The sequence below is a fragment of the Halostella litorea genome, assembly GCF_004785955.1.
In the GTDB taxonomy this organism is placed as follows: Archaea; Halobacteriota; Halobacteria; order Halobacteriales; family Natronoarchaeaceae; genus Halostella; species Halostella litorea.
Map to the genome: position 1 here is coordinate 803560 of NZ_ML214300.1, position 13130 is coordinate 816689.

Here is a 13130-nt window from a genome sequence, read left to right on the forward strand (position 1 = left end):
CCGCGGCGATCCGGGCGTGTGCCGTCGCCAGCAGTCCGTAGCTGGTTTATCCGCGGGATGCGAGGCGGAGGTATGAACGACAGCGGAGCCTGGGTGAGCCTCTTCTCCGGCGGCAAGGACTCCTCGTGGGCGCTGTACCGGGCGCTCGAACGCGACCTGCCGGTCGAGCGGCTCGTCACCGTCCACCCGGGCGAGGACTCGTACATGTACCACGTCCCCGCGACCGACCTGGCGGCGCTGGCCGCGGAGAGCGTCGGGATCGAACTCGTCGACGTCGACCCGGGCGACCTCGACGCGGCGGCCGCGGCCGACGCCGGCGCGCAGGGCGACGCCGAACTCGAACCGCTGGAGGCCGCGCTGGTTGCGCTCGACGACGAACTCGACGGCGGGGTCGCGGGCGTCACCGCCGGGGCCGTCGAGAGCGAGTTCCAGACCAGCCGGATCGAGGCGATGTGCGAGCGCCTCGGCGTCGAACTGTTCGCCCCGCTGTGGCAGCGCGACCCCGAGACGCTCGCCGAGGCGATGATCGACGCCGGCTTCGATATCCGGATCGTGCAGGTCGCCGCGTACGGGCTGGACGAGTCGTGGCTCGGCCGGACGCTCGACCGCGAGGCGCTTGCCGATTTGCGCGAACTACACGACGAGTACGGCGTCCACGTGCTCGGCGAGGGCGGCGAGTTCGAGACGCTGGTGACCGACGGCCCGCACATGGACCGCCCGATCGAACTGGACTACGAGACGGAGTGGGAGGGGTCGCGGGGGACGCTGCGGATCACGGACGCGCGGCTGGGGTAGCGAAGCGAAACGCACCGAGCCACGGCCGACAACGCCTTACTCGCCGTTCCGGATCTCGGTGTGTGCGCCGATGAGCGCGCCGGCCAGGTCGAGGTTGTGGAGGTCGGTGTCGCGGTCGATGATCGAGTTGCGCACGTCGGTGCCGTGTAACGTCGCGTCGGAGAAGATGATCGAGGAGTCGACGTGCGAGTCGACGATTTCGGCGCCGGACATGACGTGGACGTTCTCCCCGACCGTGCTGTCCTCGATGGTCGCGTCCGGGGCGATCCGGTTGTCGCCGTTCAGGTGCCAGGCGACGGCGTCGAGGTAGCTCTCGGGGGTGCCGATGTCGAACCACGCCTCGTCGAAGGCGAAGGCGTACACCGGCTGGCGGTCCTGCAGCCACTGGACGAACCAGCCCGGCTCGTCGGGGTTGTTCCCGCTCTCCAGATACTCCTCCAGTGCACCGAGCGTGTCGGCGGTGAAGGCGTAGCAGGCGATGGAGACGAGCGTGCTGTTCGGGTCCTCCGGCTTCTCCTGGAAGTCGACGACGCGGTCGCCCTCCAGTTCGACCAGCCCGTACGACTTCGCGCGCTCCTTCGACCCCACGTCGTAGGCGGCCAGCGTCGGCTCCCCCTTCTCCTGGAAGAAGTCGACGAACTCGGCGACGTCGAAGCTGATCAGGTTGTCGCCCGCGATGACCAGCAGGTCGTCGTCGACGCCCTCGCGGTCGACCAGCTGGGCGAGCGCGCCGACGACGCCGAACTTCTCGTCCTCCTCCTCGGTGTCCTCGATCGAGAGCGTCGGCTTCTCGAACCCGCTGTCGGCGAGGTGCTCGCGGAAGTCGTCGGCGAACCGCTCGTTCGTGCTGACGTACACGTCGTCGATCCGGTCGTCGCCCTCCAGTTCGGCGAATATCTGGTCGATGACCGTCGCGTCGCCGATCGGCAGGAACATCTTGGGCCGATTCTTCGTGATCGGCCAGAGTCGAGTGGCGTAGCCTCCCGCAAGCACGACTGCGTCCATACCCGGAGCGACGACGGCGCGTGGTAAGTCCTTTATCCTTCCTGGCAGTCCGACCGCGGGCCGAGCGAGGCGGGAGCACCAGCTTCTATTACCCCGGGCCGCGTTGCCGGAAGCAGTAGATGAGATCGGAAACGGAGTTGCGGGCACGGATCGACGCCCTGGAGGAGAAGTACGACGCGAACGACCCGCCGACGACGCCCGTCGAGGACGAGATGGAAGTCGAACTGCTGCGGGCCATCGCGGAGCTCGAGTGGGCGCTGGGGGAACGCGACGAGCCGCCCTACTTCACGAAGTGACGCGGGCGGCGCTCCGTCGGTCGTCGATCGTCCGTCGACGCGCCGACGGACGCCTCAGAAGGTCTCCTCGATGATCTCGCCGACCGCGAAGTTCGACTTGACCTCCGTCACCTCGATCTTCACGCGCTCGCCGACCTCCGCGCCGGGGACGATGATCACGTAGCCGCGCTCGACGCGGGCGATGCCGTCACCCTGCTTGCCGATGTCCTCGATCTCGACGTAGCGGGTCTCGCCGACCTCGACCGGCGGCTGGGGCTCGGGGGGCGCGCCGGAGGACGACTCCTCGGACTCGGAGGCGTCCTCGCTGGAGATGAGCGCGACGCGATACGTCCCGCCGGCCTCGACCGCGCCGGTTTCGACCTCCCGGCGCGGTACCTCCACGACGTACTTGTCGTCCTGAACGGACACGTCGGCACTGAACAGACACAGGAGTTCATCAGATATTTCCAAGGTCAAACCTCCAGCATGTACCTCGGATTCATCCGTTAAAGAAGTACCGCCGCCGCTCAGCGGTCCCGCGGCGTGCCGTCGGCGGACTTCGCGCCCTCGGAGTCGTGGACGACGACTTCACCCGGGCCCGCCTCGACCGGTTCGTACGTATCCCGGACGGCGATCGCCTCCTCGAGTTCCCGGACCGCGCGTTCCTTGAGGGCCACGGCCAGGTCCTCGGCGTCCTCGCGGGAGATGTCCCGGCCGAGCCCCTCGCACTCGTGAGCGCGGAGCAGCCCCGACCCGTCGCCGGCGTCGCCGTCCGGTCGTTGCCCGTCCACGGGGACGCTGTCGACCGCCTCGCCCATGGGCTGGCTGGTGCCGGCCAGCGCGACGCTGAACGGGTACGTCCGGCAGATCAGCGGGCGGTCCTCGTGGACCGTGCAGGCCCCGGTTCCGTCGTCGTCCTCGGCGTAGAACGCGCAGTCGCCACAGCCGTCCGTCTGGAGCGCCCACTCGAACGTCTCGCCCTCGGGGCCGTCCGGGCCGTCGGTCAGCCCGTACGGCATCGGCCGGGCGACGTCGCGCCAGTCGCGTTCCCCGTCCTGCAGGTCCCGCACCTCGTCGGGGAACACGGTCGCGGTGTGTGGGTCCTCGTCGTCGGCCTTGCAGCAGGCCCCGCAGCGCGTGCACTCGAAGCCGATGGACTCGACGGCGTCGGCCAGCGCCGCCACGTCGAGGTCGCGGGCGCGCTCCAGTTCGGCTTCGAGGCTCTCCATGCCCGACGGTACGTCCGGGGCGGCAAAAGGAGCGCGGTCGGGGACCAGCCGCCGAACCCCCTCGAACCCGACGGCTGTGGTCCGGCCGTGACTCACCGCGGCGTCGCCCGCTCGCCGTCCCACGCGACCACGCCCTCGACGGCGAGTTTCTCCAGGTGGGCGCGGACGGTGCCGGCCGCCAGGTCGCGGACGCCGGTCAGGTCCTTCGCGTAGGCGGCGTCGACCACCTCGTCGACGGTCCGCGCGCCGTCCGCGACGGCCCGGCGCACCTTCCGCTCGCGGTCCGTGCGGTGGGCGAGGAGTCGCGCCAGGGTCTCGCGGACCGCGTCGATCACGGGGCCGTGACCGGGGAGCAGTCGGGCGGGGTCACGGGCGTACAGCCGGCGGAGCGCGGTGAGGTAGCCCCGGAGGTCGCCCTCCGGCGCGGCCACCGCGACGCTCCCCTCGGCGACGGCGAGGTCCCCGGCCAGCACGTCGTCGCCGGCGACGAAGGCGACGTGGTCGGGCGCGTGGCCGGGCGTGTCGAGGACGGTGACGCCGCCGGCCGCCGGGATCACGGTCCCCTCGCGGAACGTCTCATCGGGGGCGACGCCGGTTGCCCGCTCGAACCGCTCGGCGCGGCCGGCGCGGCACCAGACCGTCGCGTCGCAGCGGGCGGCGTACTCGGCGACGCCGCCGATGTGGTCGGGGTGTGCGTGCGTGACCGCGACGTGGGCGACGTCGCGCGCCTCGATGGCGGCGTCGAGGTCGTCGGTCCGCGCGGCGGGGTCGACCAGCAGGGCGGCGTCGCGGCCGACGAGGTAGGCGTTCGTCGTCCCGCCGGGCGCGCCGGCCGCCGGAACGGCGACGCGGTCGATAGCGTCCATGCTCGTCGTTGGGTGGCTGGGGGTAAGAAAACCGACGGAGTCGGTTCGTTCGGATCGCTGACCGATCCGGGAGAAGGTTGATCAGTTGTTCAGGAAGTACACCTGCTTCCGCGCGTCCTGGAAGGAGTACCGGGAGTTGACGAGGTCGTCGTCCTCCAGGCGGTTCAGCGCGTAGCGGACGGTCCGGTCGGGCAGCAGCGACTCCTCCGCGAGCTGGCCCTGCGAGAGCGGCGCGTCCGATTCCAGGACTTTCGCCACGAGTTTGGCACTCGGCGGGAGCTCGCGGAGGCGGTCGCGAAACTCCGTGTCCGACAGCGGTGTCTCCTCGGTATCCTTCGAGCGGTCGTCCGTCGCGCTGGTGCTCATGGCACCCACTCGGCAAACGTTGTAAGTAAAGCTTGGCTATATGGGGGTTCAAACAATGTGCACAATATTAGGTGTATCATTATCATATAAGGTGTCGTCTCGACACCGTTTTTTCCGACCCGGACCTCGCCCCAACCGTGGTCGAAATACCAGCCTCCCACCGCGACCTGTTCGAGAAGGAGACGTTCGCACACTTCGTGACACAGGAGGACGACGCGACCCCACACGTGACGCCGGTGTGGGTCGACTACGACGCCGACGCGGGCGAACTCCTGGTCAACACCGCCCGCGGGCGGCGGAAGGAGCGAAACGTCCGGGACAACGGGACCGTCGCGCTGTCGATGCTGGACCCCGACGACCCGTACCGCTACCTCTCGGTCACGGGGACCGTCGAGGAGGTCACCACGGAGGGAGCGGTCGAACACATCGACCGGCTCGCCGAACGGTACATGGGCGTCGACGAGTACCCCAACCACGGCGAGGAGTCCGGCGAGCGCGTCATCATCCGGATCCGGCCCGACGAGGTCCGCACCGGCGGCGAGTAGCGCCCGCGGACGGCGGCCGGAACCCGTCCACCGCGGCGCGGGACCGCTCGAAGCGCCGGACCGGGTCGGCGGAACGACTCCAGTACCGTTTTATTCCAGGGGCGAGGAAATCACCACAGCGTGAAGGGACAGGAGTGGTATCAGGAGTCCGACGTCGCCGAGGAGTACGACGAGAAGCGGTTCTCCCGCGGGGGGCGACTCATCGACCGCCGCGAGAAGGAGGCGGTCCTCGACGCCGTCGGCCCCGTCGACGACAAGCGCGTCCTCGAGATAGCCTGTGGCACCGGCCGGTTCACGGTCATGCTCGCGGAGCGCGGGGCCGACGTGGTCGGACTCGACATCTCGGGGCCGATGCTCCAGCAGGGGCGGGAGAAGGCCCGCTCGGCCGGCGTCGACGACACGCTGGAGTTCATGCGCGGCGACGCCGCGCGCCTGCCGTTCCCCGACGACCACTTCGACACCGTGTTCGCCATGCGGTTTTTCCACCTCGCGGACACCCCCGCGGCGTTCCTGAGCGAGATGCGCCGCGTCTCGAAGGACCAGGTGTTTTTCGACACGTTCAACCGCTTTAGCACCCGGAGCATCTACAACTGGCTCCTCCCGATGGGGTCGCGGCTCTACTCCCGCTCGGAGGTCGAGTCGCTGCTGGCGAAAGCCGACCTCCGACTCGTCGGCGACGAGCACGACTTCGTCCTCCCGTACGGCTTCTACCGCAAGATCCCTAACAGCCTCGCCAGCACCGTCCGCGGCATCGACACCGGGATCGGCCGCTCGCCCGTCGGCGACAGCCTCGCCTCCGTCTCCTACTGGAACGCGTCGGTCGAGTGACGCTTTTGGGGACCATCCAATGATCTTTTAACCGCTGTTGGACCTATAGGACCGTATGGAGCTCTCGGTAGTCGTTCCGACGCTCAACGGCCGAGAGCGACTGGAACGGTGTCTCGACGCGCTCGCCGACCACGCCCCCGACGCCGAGGTGGTCGTGGTCAACGGCCCGTCGTCGGACGGGACGACGGGGATGGTCCGCGAGCGCGACGACGTGGACCTCCTGCTCGAGATATCGGACCGCAACGTCAACGTCGCCCGGAACGCCGGCATCGAGGCGTCGACGGGCGAGGCCGTCGCCGTGCTCGGCTACCGGCTCGCGGTCGAGCCGTCGTGGTACGACGCCGTCGAGTCGACGCTTTCCGACGGGGCCGACGCGGTCACCGGCCCGACCCACCGCACGCTCCGCGCGGGGATGACCACCGAGGACGAGGAGACCCGGACGTACGCCGGCCGGTCGGTCACCTTCTTCAACGGGAACAACGTCGCGTTCGCCCGCGACGCCGTCGAGGCGATCGACGGCTTCGACGAGTACCTCGAACGCGGCGGCGCGCGGGACGCCTCCCACCGCCTCGCCGGCGCGGACCGGACCGTCGCCTGGACGCCGGAGATGAGCGTCCGCGGCGAGTACGGCACCGACGGCGGCCGCACGGAGCACGACTGGGGGTGGCGACACCGCTCGCTGGCCTACCAGCTTTGCAAGAACTACGGCGTCCACCACTGCGTCCCCCGGCGGATGGCCGGCCTCGCAGTTTCCGACGCCGTCGCGGTCGCCAAGGACGTGGTCCGGGGCGACGTGGAGCCGTCGGCGTGGCTCGGCAACGGCCGGAGCGTCCTGCGCGGCATCGTCGCCGGCAGCAAGGACGGCTTCGCCGCCCGGTCGCGCGACGGCGACGGCAACCCCAACGGGCTGGCCGACCGCCACGACCGCGTCGTCGAGCGGTACGACTGGCGCTAACGACCTTTTTTCGCCTCGGGTCGCCTGCGGCGACCGCTCGGCCAAAAAATGTCGATCAAAAAAGGCCGCGAGCGCCGGAGCGCTCGCGGATGCTCGCTGCTGACTAATCGCTGCCAGCCTGCCCTCCCCCGGGTTGGACGGCTCGGCCCGCGGCGGGGCCTCGCCGCCCGCCCGGCCGTCGAGCGGTGTGAGGTGTGAGAGCTGCCACCTACTCTTCGAACCCGTCCTCCCACCGGAACCGGCCGTTCCGCTGGATCACTTCGCCGTCGACCTCAAGGCGGGCGTCCTCGCTCGTGTCCGTGATCATGTCGACGTGAACGGCGCTGTCGTTGCCGGATTCGCCCTCGGGCAGGTTGCTGTCGTAGGCGCGGCCCAGCGCCAGGTGGACCGTCTCGCCCATCTTCTCGTCGAACAGGATGTTGTCGGTGACGCGGTCGATGCCGCGGTTCATGCCGATCCCGAGTTCGCCGAGGCGGCGCGACCCCTCGTCGGTTTCGACGATGTCGCCGACCACGCTCTCGCCCTGCGCGGCCTCGTAGTCGACTACCTCGCCGTCCTCGAAGGTGAGGCGCACGTCGCGGACGGCAGTGCCCCGCAGCGTCATCGGCACGTCGAACAGCACCTCGCCCTCCGTCGCGTACGGCGCGGTGAACACTTCGCCGCTCGGCAGGTTGTGGGAGTCGTAGGCGACCGAGGCGGCGCTGTTGACCGCCGTACGCCCCTCGATCGACATCGTCAGGTCGGTGCCATCCTTCACGAGGCGGACCTCGCTCCCCGCGTCCAGCACCTCCTTCATCCTGGCCATCTCGTCGGCGAGCGACTCCCAGTCACGCAGGACGGCGTCGTACACGAAGTCCTGATACGCCTCGTAGGACATCCCGGCCTGCTGGGCCAGCGAGCGCGTTGGATGCAGCGTCGACACCCAGTCGGTGTCCAGCCGGGCCTCGCCGACTCCCTTCATCGCTTCCCGGGACGCTCCGCGGCGCTCGCTCGGCACGTCGGCCATCGCGGCCCGGTTCCGGCCGCCGCCCAGGGAGAGGACCGCGTCGGCGTTCTCGTACATCGCCAACTGGTGGGCCGGGTCCGCGTCGAACTCGCCGTCGTGTGCGTTGAGATACGCCCGGCGCACCTCGCCGGAGGAGTACGTCGCGAGGAGGTTCGCGCCGCGCTCCCCGAGTTTCTCCGCGACGGCGACCGCCAGGTCGTGGGCCGCCGGGCCGACGGAGACGACTACGTTGTCGCCGTCCTCTATCCGCGCGCTCCAGTCAACGAGCACCTCGGCGTGCTCGCGAACCCTGTCGTCCATACTCGCCCCTGTGCCGGCGGCGGTAAAAGAACCGGCGGGATCCACCCGGCGACGGCGGCCACCGGGCGAGGACCGGGAGGTGTCCCGACGAAAACAGGAAACGGGCGGAAGGTTTTACATCCGCGACATCAACGTTAACGATGGACAATGACAAACCTAGTACGGAACGTCGGCGAGGTGGCCGCCGAGCGGCCCGAGTCGACAGCGGTACACTTCGACGGAACCGACGTCAGCTACGGCGGGCTCTGGCACCGAACCGGGCAGTTCGCGGCGGCGCTGGCCGAGAGGGGCATCGAGCCGGACGACCGCGTCGCCGTGTACCTGCCGAACCTGCCGCAGTTCGTCACGGCGTTCCACGGCACGCTCCGGGCCGGCGGCGTCGTGGTGCCGATGAACCCGCAGTACAAGTCCCGGGAGATCGGCCACCTGCTCGGCGACAGCGGGGCCGAAGTCGTCGTGGCGCTGGCGGACCTCGCGCCGTTCGTCGAGGAGGTGCGCGACGACACCGCCGTCGAACACCTCGTTACGGTCGGCGGCGAGGCCGACGCGGGGACGCCGTTCGAGGCGTTCCTCGCCGACGAGCCGGCGGACGTGGTCGAGCGCGATGACGACGACGTCGCGGTCCAGCCGTACACGAGCGGTACGACGGGCCAGCCGAAGGGGGTCCAGCTCACCCACCGGAACCTCGACTCGAACGCGAACGTGGCGGCGGACCTGGTGCCGGGCGGGATCAAGCCCGACGACAGACAGCTCGGCGTCCTCCCGCTGTTCCACATCTACGGAATGACCGTCGTGATGAACGCGACGCTGTTCCGCGGCGGCGCGTACTACCCGCTCCCGAAGTGGGACGCCCAGCAGGCGGTCGGCCTGATCCAGAAGGCGGAGCTCACGATGATGCACGGCGTCCCGGCGATGTACAACGACGTCATCAACCAGCCCGACGCCGAGGAGTTCGACCTCTCCTCGCTGCGCCTCTGTGGCGTCGGCGGGGCCGGCATCCCGGCGGAGGTGCTCCGGCGGTTCGAGGAACTGTACGAGGCGACCATCTACGAGGGGTACGGCCTCACCGAAACCAGCCCCGTCACCCACTTCAACAGCCCCGAGGCCGGCCGCCGCGTCGGCAGCATCGGGAAGACGCTGGAGGGCGTCGACGCCCGCATCGTCGACGACGACTTCGAGACGGTCCCGCCCGTCGAGGAGGGACCGGTCGACGAGGACGAGGTGGACTTGGACGAGATCACCGGCGAACTCGTCGTCAGCGGCCCCAACGTGATGAAGGGGTACGCCGGCCTGCCGGCGGCCAACGAGGAGGCCTTCACCGAGGCCGACGGGCAGCGCTGGTTCCACACCGGCGACGTGGGCTACTACGACAAGGACGGCTTCTACTTCGTCGTCGACCGGGAGAAACACGTCATCGTCAGCGGCGGCTACAACGTCTATCCGCGCGAGGTCGAGGAGTTGCTGTTCGAACACGAGGCGGTCGCCGAGGCCGCGGTCGTCGGCATCCCCGACGAGCGCCGCGGCGAGACGGTGAAGGCGTTCGTGGTGACCACCCCGGACGCCGACGTGACCGCCGACGAGATACGGCAGTACTGCCTCGACAACCTCGCGGAGTACAAACACCCCCGCGAGGTCGAGTTCGTCGACGAACTGCCCCGGACGACCACGGGGAAGGTCCAGAAGTTCGAACTCGTGGGTGACGACGAGTGAGACGGACTGCCGGACGAGGGGTCGCATGAGCGAGGCGGTCACGGTCGGCTACGACGACGGGGTCGCCACGGTGACGATCGACCAGCCGGGCACCCGCAACGCGCTGACCGAGGACGTCGCCCGCGGCCTGATCGACGCCGTCGACGACGTCGAGGGGAGCGACGCCCGCTGTCTCGTCGTCGAGGGCGCTGGCGACACGTTCTCCGCCGGCGGCGACGTGAACATGATGATCGAGGGGCTGGCCGGCGACGTGACGACGGCCGAGAAGGTGCGGATCGTCATCGAGTTGACGGGGCGGGCGGTCGCCCGCGTCGCGGAGTGCCCGCTCCCGACCGTGGCGAAGATAGACGGCGCGGCCTTCGGCGCGGGCGCGAACCTCGCCATCGCCTGCGACCTGCAGGTCGCCAGCGAGTCGTCGTCGGTGAGCTTCGGCTTCCGGAACGTCGGCCTCGCGGTCGACTCCGGCACCTCCTACCTCCTGCCGCGGCTCGTCGGCGAGAACGTCGCCAAGGAACTGGTGTTCACCGGCGAGCGCCTCCCCGCGGCGGAGGCGGCGGATCTGGGCGTGCTCAACCGCGTCTACCCGGACGACGAGTTCGACGAGCGGACCGCCGAACTGGTCGACCGGATCGCCTCGGGGCCGACCGTCGCCCTGCGGGCGTCGAAGCGCCTGCTGAACCGCGGCTCCGGGCGGTCGCTCCGCGAGGCCGTGGAGTGCGAGGCCGACGCGCAGGCGGCGGTGTTCGAGTCCGCGGACCACCGCGAGGGCGCGGAGGCGTTCATGGAGGGCCGCGACCCGTCGTTCGAGGGGCGGTAGCGCGCCCGACCCCGGCGTCAGGCCGCGAGGGCGCGCTCCGCCGCCGCCGCGGCGACCCGGACCGCCGCCAGCGGCAGGGCGACGAGGACGGCGGCCAGCGCCAGCGCGACGGCTGCCGCGCCCGCCAGGGGACCGCCGACGACGGCGGCCAACGCCAGCGCGGCGGCGGCGGAGAGGGCGGCGGCGGCGAACAGCGCGGTGACCGCCGTGACGGCCAGCGCCGCGTCGAGGACGGGCGGGGGCCGCCGGGCGCGGTCGGCGACGCCTTCGGCGGCGTCCGCGGCGGCGGCGGACAGTCGGTCGGCGAGCGGTGCGTCGTGTCGGTCTGAGTCGTGTCGTCGGAACATGGGTGTCGTGTGCGGGTTCGGTCGGCGAGCGATGCGACTCCGCGGGGTCGGCGCGGCGGTTCCGGCCGACCCAAGTCGGTCGGGACGGCGACGGTCCTCAGGTGGACCGTCGCGGGGTCAGGCGGCCCGGCCAGCCCCGAGGTAGGGCGGCCGGCCGTCCGTCGTGCGTGCGTCGGATCCGTGCCCCGGAAGCGTCACGGGGCGGGGGATATCGTGCATAGGCTCCCGGCAGGAGTCGAACCTGCCCCCTCGCGGTACCCCTGGGAGCGGCGGCGGTCACGCCGCGTCGGCGACCTCGACATCCGCCACGTCGGCGACGCCGAAGCCGTCGGCGAGCGTCTCGCGGGCGGCCGCGGCGTCGGCCGGCCGCTCGTCGAACGTCAGGCGGACGGCGACGCCCACCTGCAGGTCGTTCAGGGTCGGGGTGACGCCGGTCAGGCGGTCGACGTCGGCCTCGGCGACGCCGTCGACGCGTTCCAGCACGGTCTCGGCGTCGCGCTCCAGGGCCTCGCCGTCGCGGGGCACCCGCAGTTCGATCTCGGCGGTCACTGTCGCCGCGGGCATCTGTCTGGCCTGCATACTCCCCCGGCGCGAGTCGAACGCGCGGGTCCCGTGCGGGACGGTCCGGGGCCGCGGCGGGCTGCCGCGGCGGGGGTGGGGCGGTCGGTAGCGATACCTCTCCAGCGCCGTCGTGCTCGGCGACGGGCGGTGTCCGGGGACCGGACGGCCGTCGGCGGGAGCGCCAGCGGGGCGCGCGGGGCGGTCGCCACCGTCGCACGCCCGGGGCTCGCCGGGAAACGCCGTGAGGGGTCGGAGAACCGCGCTCGGCCCGACCCCCGTCGAGGGACGGACCCGTCCCCGGAACGGTGGAGTTCCGGAGAAACGGGCCGACCCTCGGCGGCGTCCTACGCGGCGAGGGGTTCGGTCCGAGCGCGCGGGCGAGTCACGTCGCACCCATCGCCGAACGCCGCGCCGTCGGAGACGACGGCCGCCGAGGTAGCACCCTCGGACTCGTTGGACGGACCGCTCGTCGCGCGAGCGGTCGTCCAGTGTGGCGTTGCGATGGTCATCGTGATCTCACCCGGAGACGGTGTACTCCATGCCAGAACGGTTGGGAAAATAAAACTACTGGCGGTGTGCTTGGGGTTCACAACCGCGTTTTATTCACATCGATCATGAACGTCGTCCGCGCCATAACCGCCGCCCACCGGAACGGCCGAAAACTTTCCGAGCGTTCACTGTCCCAAACGGTTAAGCGAGCGCGCCCGCACGGTGTGTGCATGGATCTCGGACTTGACGGTCGGACCGCGCTGGTGACGGGCGGCGCCGGCCGCATCGGGAGCGTGGACTGCGAGGTGCTCGCCCGCGAGGGCGCGGAGGTCGCCGTGGTGGACGTCGACGGCGACTCGGCGGAGGTTGTCGCAGAGGGGATCCGCGACGACGGCGGCGACGCGTTCGCGGTCGAGTGCGACCTGACGGACCGCGACGAGGTGGCCGCGGCGGTCGAGGGGGTCCGCGAACGGACCGGGGGCGTCGACGTGCTGGTGAACAACGCCGGCATCGTCGACACCGTCGCCCGCGTGGGCGACTTCGACGACGAGAAGTGGGACCGCGACCTCGAGGTGAACCTCACGAGCGCGTACAACGTGACGACGGAGGTGTTCCCGGCGATGTGCGACCGCGGCTGGGGTCGGGTGATCAACATGGCGAGCATCGCGGGCGTCGGCGGCAACTTCGCGCAGCTGTCGTACGCGACGACGAAGGCCGGGATGACCGGCTTCGGCAAGACGCTGGCGCTGGAGGGCGCGAAACACGGCGTCACGTCGAACGTGCTCGCGCCGAGCATCGTCGTCGGCGCGCTCGCGGACCTCTCGCCGGAGGAGCTGGAGGCGTTCGAGCCCCAGTACGAGCGCGTCCGGCAGGCGACGCCGATGAAGAAGCTGGGGCGCGAGGAGGACGTCGCGAACCTCGTCGCGTACCTCGCCAGCGACCTGGCGGGCTACGTGACGGGACAGGTGATCGGCGTCACCGGCGGTGCCGACCTGTTCTCCTACTGAGAAATCGGGCCGCGTCGCCGGGTCGGTCC

17 protein-coding genes are annotated in these 13130 nt (G+C 70.6%); 8 read left to right on the forward strand and 9 right to left on the reverse strand.

The window, feature by feature from the left end:
• Positions 1 to 72 precede the first annotated feature (72 nt).
• Complete coding sequence (locus EYW40_RS04160; RefSeq protein WP_135820345.1) at positions 73 to 795, forward strand: diphthine--ammonia ligase; 723 nt, start codon at positions 73 to 75, stop codon at positions 793 to 795.
• A 36-nt stretch (positions 796 to 831) separates the two neighbouring features.
• On the opposite strand, the gene EYW40_RS04165 is transcribed toward EYW40_RS04160, so the two are convergent.
• Positions 832 to 1800: a nucleotidyltransferase family protein gene (locus EYW40_RS04165; RefSeq protein ID WP_135820346.1), complete on the reverse strand. Its 969-nt coding sequence runs from the start codon at positions 1798 to 1800 to the stop codon at positions 832 to 834.
• Positions 1801 to 1919: 119 nt separating this feature from the next.
• Between EYW40_RS04165 and EYW40_RS19845 the strand changes: the two genes are divergently transcribed.
• Positions 1920 to 2096 carry a hypothetical protein gene (locus EYW40_RS19845; RefSeq protein WP_202614426.1) on the forward strand — a complete coding sequence of 59 codons (177 nt, stop codon included), beginning with the start codon at positions 1920 to 1922 and terminating at the stop codon, positions 2094 to 2096.
• Between the two features lie 54 nt (positions 2097 to 2150).
• Here EYW40_RS19845 and EYW40_RS04170 read toward each other — a convergent pair whose 3' ends face one another.
• From EYW40_RS04170 to EYW40_RS04185, 4 genes are all read right to left on the reverse strand, one after another.
• A complete protein-coding gene (locus EYW40_RS04170; RefSeq protein WP_135820347.1) occupies positions 2151 to 2546 on the reverse strand; it encodes a TRAM domain-containing protein in 396 nt (131 codons plus the stop codon).
• Positions 2547 to 2602: 56 nt separating this feature from the next.
• On the reverse strand, positions 2603 to 3304 hold the full coding sequence (locus tag EYW40_RS04175; RefSeq protein WP_135820628.1) for a YkgJ family cysteine cluster protein: 702 nt from the start codon (positions 3302 to 3304) through the stop codon (positions 2603 to 2605).
• A 92-nt stretch (positions 3305 to 3396) separates the two neighbouring features.
• Entirely contained in the window at positions 3397 to 4170 is a 774-nt protein-coding gene (locus tag EYW40_RS04180) for an MBL fold metallo-hydrolase (protein WP_135820348.1), read from the reverse strand.
• A gap of 81 nt (positions 4171 to 4251) precedes the next feature.
• Positions 4252 to 4536, reverse strand: coding sequence for a winged helix-turn-helix domain-containing protein (locus tag EYW40_RS04185; RefSeq protein ID WP_135820349.1), 285 nt, complete (start codon positions 4534 to 4536; stop codon positions 4252 to 4254).
• A gap of 137 nt (positions 4537 to 4673) precedes the next feature.
• Between EYW40_RS04185 and EYW40_RS04190 the strand changes: the two genes are divergently transcribed.
• The 3 genes from EYW40_RS04190 (at position 4674) to EYW40_RS04200 (ending at position 6864) form a co-directional block, all read left to right on the forward strand.
• On the forward strand, positions 4674 to 5081 hold the full coding sequence (locus EYW40_RS04190; protein WP_135820350.1) for a PPOX class F420-dependent oxidoreductase: 408 nt from the start codon (positions 4674 to 4676) through the stop codon (positions 5079 to 5081).
• A gap of 120 nt (positions 5082 to 5201) precedes the next feature.
• Positions 5202 to 5909 (forward strand): class I SAM-dependent methyltransferase, encoded by a 708-nt coding sequence (locus EYW40_RS04195; protein WP_135820351.1) that lies wholly within the window; start codon positions 5202 to 5204, stop codon positions 5907 to 5909.
• A 55-nt stretch (positions 5910 to 5964) separates the two neighbouring features.
• Positions 5965 to 6864: a glycosyltransferase family 2 protein gene (locus EYW40_RS04200; RefSeq protein ID WP_135820352.1), complete on the forward strand. Its 900-nt coding sequence runs from the start codon at positions 5965 to 5967 to the stop codon at positions 6862 to 6864.
• A gap of 208 nt (positions 6865 to 7072) precedes the next feature.
• On the opposite strand, the gene EYW40_RS04205 is transcribed toward EYW40_RS04200, so the two are convergent.
• Positions 7073 to 8170 carry an aminopeptidase gene (locus tag EYW40_RS04205; protein WP_135820353.1) on the reverse strand — a complete coding sequence of 366 codons (1098 nt, stop codon included), beginning with the start codon at positions 8168 to 8170 and terminating at the stop codon, positions 7073 to 7075.
• A 147-nt stretch (positions 8171 to 8317) separates the two neighbouring features.
• Here EYW40_RS04205 and EYW40_RS04210 point away from each other — a divergent pair, with 147 nt between their 5' ends.
• Both EYW40_RS04210 and EYW40_RS04215 read left to right on the forward strand, forming a co-directional pair.
• Entirely contained in the window at positions 8318 to 9880 is a 1563-nt protein-coding gene (locus EYW40_RS04210; protein ID WP_135820354.1) for a long-chain-fatty-acid--CoA ligase, read from the forward strand.
• A gap of 25 nt (positions 9881 to 9905) precedes the next feature.
• Positions 9906 to 10697: an enoyl-CoA hydratase/isomerase family protein gene (locus tag EYW40_RS04215; RefSeq protein WP_135820355.1), complete on the forward strand. Its 792-nt coding sequence runs from the start codon at positions 9906 to 9908 to the stop codon at positions 10695 to 10697.
• 17 nt (positions 10698 to 10714) lie between these two features.
• Here EYW40_RS04215 and EYW40_RS04220 read toward each other — a convergent pair whose 3' ends face one another.
• The 3 genes from EYW40_RS04220 to EYW40_RS19510 all read right to left on the reverse strand — a co-directional run bounded on the left by EYW40_RS04220 (position 10715) and on the right by EYW40_RS19510 (position 12114).
• On the reverse strand, positions 10715 to 11044 hold the full coding sequence (locus EYW40_RS04220) for a hypothetical protein (protein WP_135820356.1): 330 nt from the start codon (positions 11042 to 11044) through the stop codon (positions 10715 to 10717).
• 276 nt (positions 11045 to 11320) lie between these two features.
• Positions 11321 to 11623 (reverse strand): hypothetical protein, encoded by a 303-nt coding sequence (locus EYW40_RS04225; RefSeq protein WP_135820357.1) that lies wholly within the window; start codon positions 11621 to 11623, stop codon positions 11321 to 11323.
• Positions 11624 to 11949: 326 nt separating this feature from the next.
• Positions 11950 to 12114 carry a hypothetical protein gene (locus tag EYW40_RS19510; protein ID WP_161973155.1) on the reverse strand — a complete coding sequence of 55 codons (165 nt, stop codon included), beginning with the start codon at positions 12112 to 12114 and terminating at the stop codon, positions 11950 to 11952.
• Positions 12115 to 12324: 210 nt separating this feature from the next.
• On the opposite strand from EYW40_RS19510, the gene EYW40_RS04230 reads away from it, so the two are divergent.
• Positions 12325 to 13101, forward strand: coding sequence for an SDR family oxidoreductase (locus tag EYW40_RS04230; RefSeq protein ID WP_135820358.1), 777 nt, complete (start codon positions 12325 to 12327; stop codon positions 13099 to 13101).
• Positions 13102 to 13130 lie beyond the last annotated feature (29 nt).

Coding starts and splice junctions, on each gene's coding strand:
- EYW40_RS04160 (WP_135820345.1), top strand. CDS start 73: ATGAACGACAGCGGAGCCTGGGTGAGCCTCTTCTCCGGCGGCAAGGAC.
- EYW40_RS04165 (WP_135820346.1), bottom strand. CDS start 1,800: ATGGACGCAGTCGTGCTTGCGGGAGGCTACGCCACTCGACTCTGGCCG.
- EYW40_RS19845 (WP_202614426.1), top strand. CDS start 1,920: ATGAGATCGGAAACGGAGTTGCGGGCACGGATCGACGCCCTGGAGGAG.
- EYW40_RS04175 (WP_135820628.1), bottom strand. CDS start 3,304: ATGGAGAGCCTCGAAGCCGAACTGGAGCGCGCCCGCGACCTCGACGTG.
- EYW40_RS04180 (WP_135820348.1), bottom strand. CDS start 4,170: ATGGACGCTATCGACCGCGTCGCCGTTCCGGCGGCCGGCGCGCCCGGC.
- EYW40_RS04185 (WP_135820349.1), bottom strand. CDS start 4,536: ATGAGCACCAGCGCGACGGACGACCGCTCGAAGGATACCGAGGAGACA.
- EYW40_RS04200 (WP_135820352.1), top strand. CDS start 5,965: ATGGAGCTCTCGGTAGTCGTTCCGACGCTCAACGGCCGAGAGCGACTG.
- EYW40_RS04205 (WP_135820353.1), bottom strand. CDS start 8,170: ATGGACGACAGGGTTCGCGAGCACGCCGAGGTGCTCGTTGACTGGAGC.
- EYW40_RS04210 (WP_135820354.1), top strand. CDS start 8,318: ATGACAAACCTAGTACGGAACGTCGGCGAGGTGGCCGCCGAGCGGCCC.
- EYW40_RS04215 (WP_135820355.1), top strand. CDS start 9,906: ATGAGCGAGGCGGTCACGGTCGGCTACGACGACGGGGTCGCCACGGTG.
- EYW40_RS04220 (WP_135820356.1), bottom strand. CDS start 11,044: ATGTTCCGACGACACGACTCAGACCGACACGACGCACCGCTCGCCGAC.
- EYW40_RS04225 (WP_135820357.1), bottom strand. CDS start 11,623: ATGCAGGCCAGACAGATGCCCGCGGCGACAGTGACCGCCGAGATCGAA.
- EYW40_RS19510 (WP_161973155.1), bottom strand. CDS start 12,114: ATGACCATCGCAACGCCACACTGGACGACCGCTCGCGCGACGAGCGGT.
- EYW40_RS04230 (WP_135820358.1), top strand. CDS start 12,325: ATGGATCTCGGACTTGACGGTCGGACCGCGCTGGTGACGGGCGGCGCC.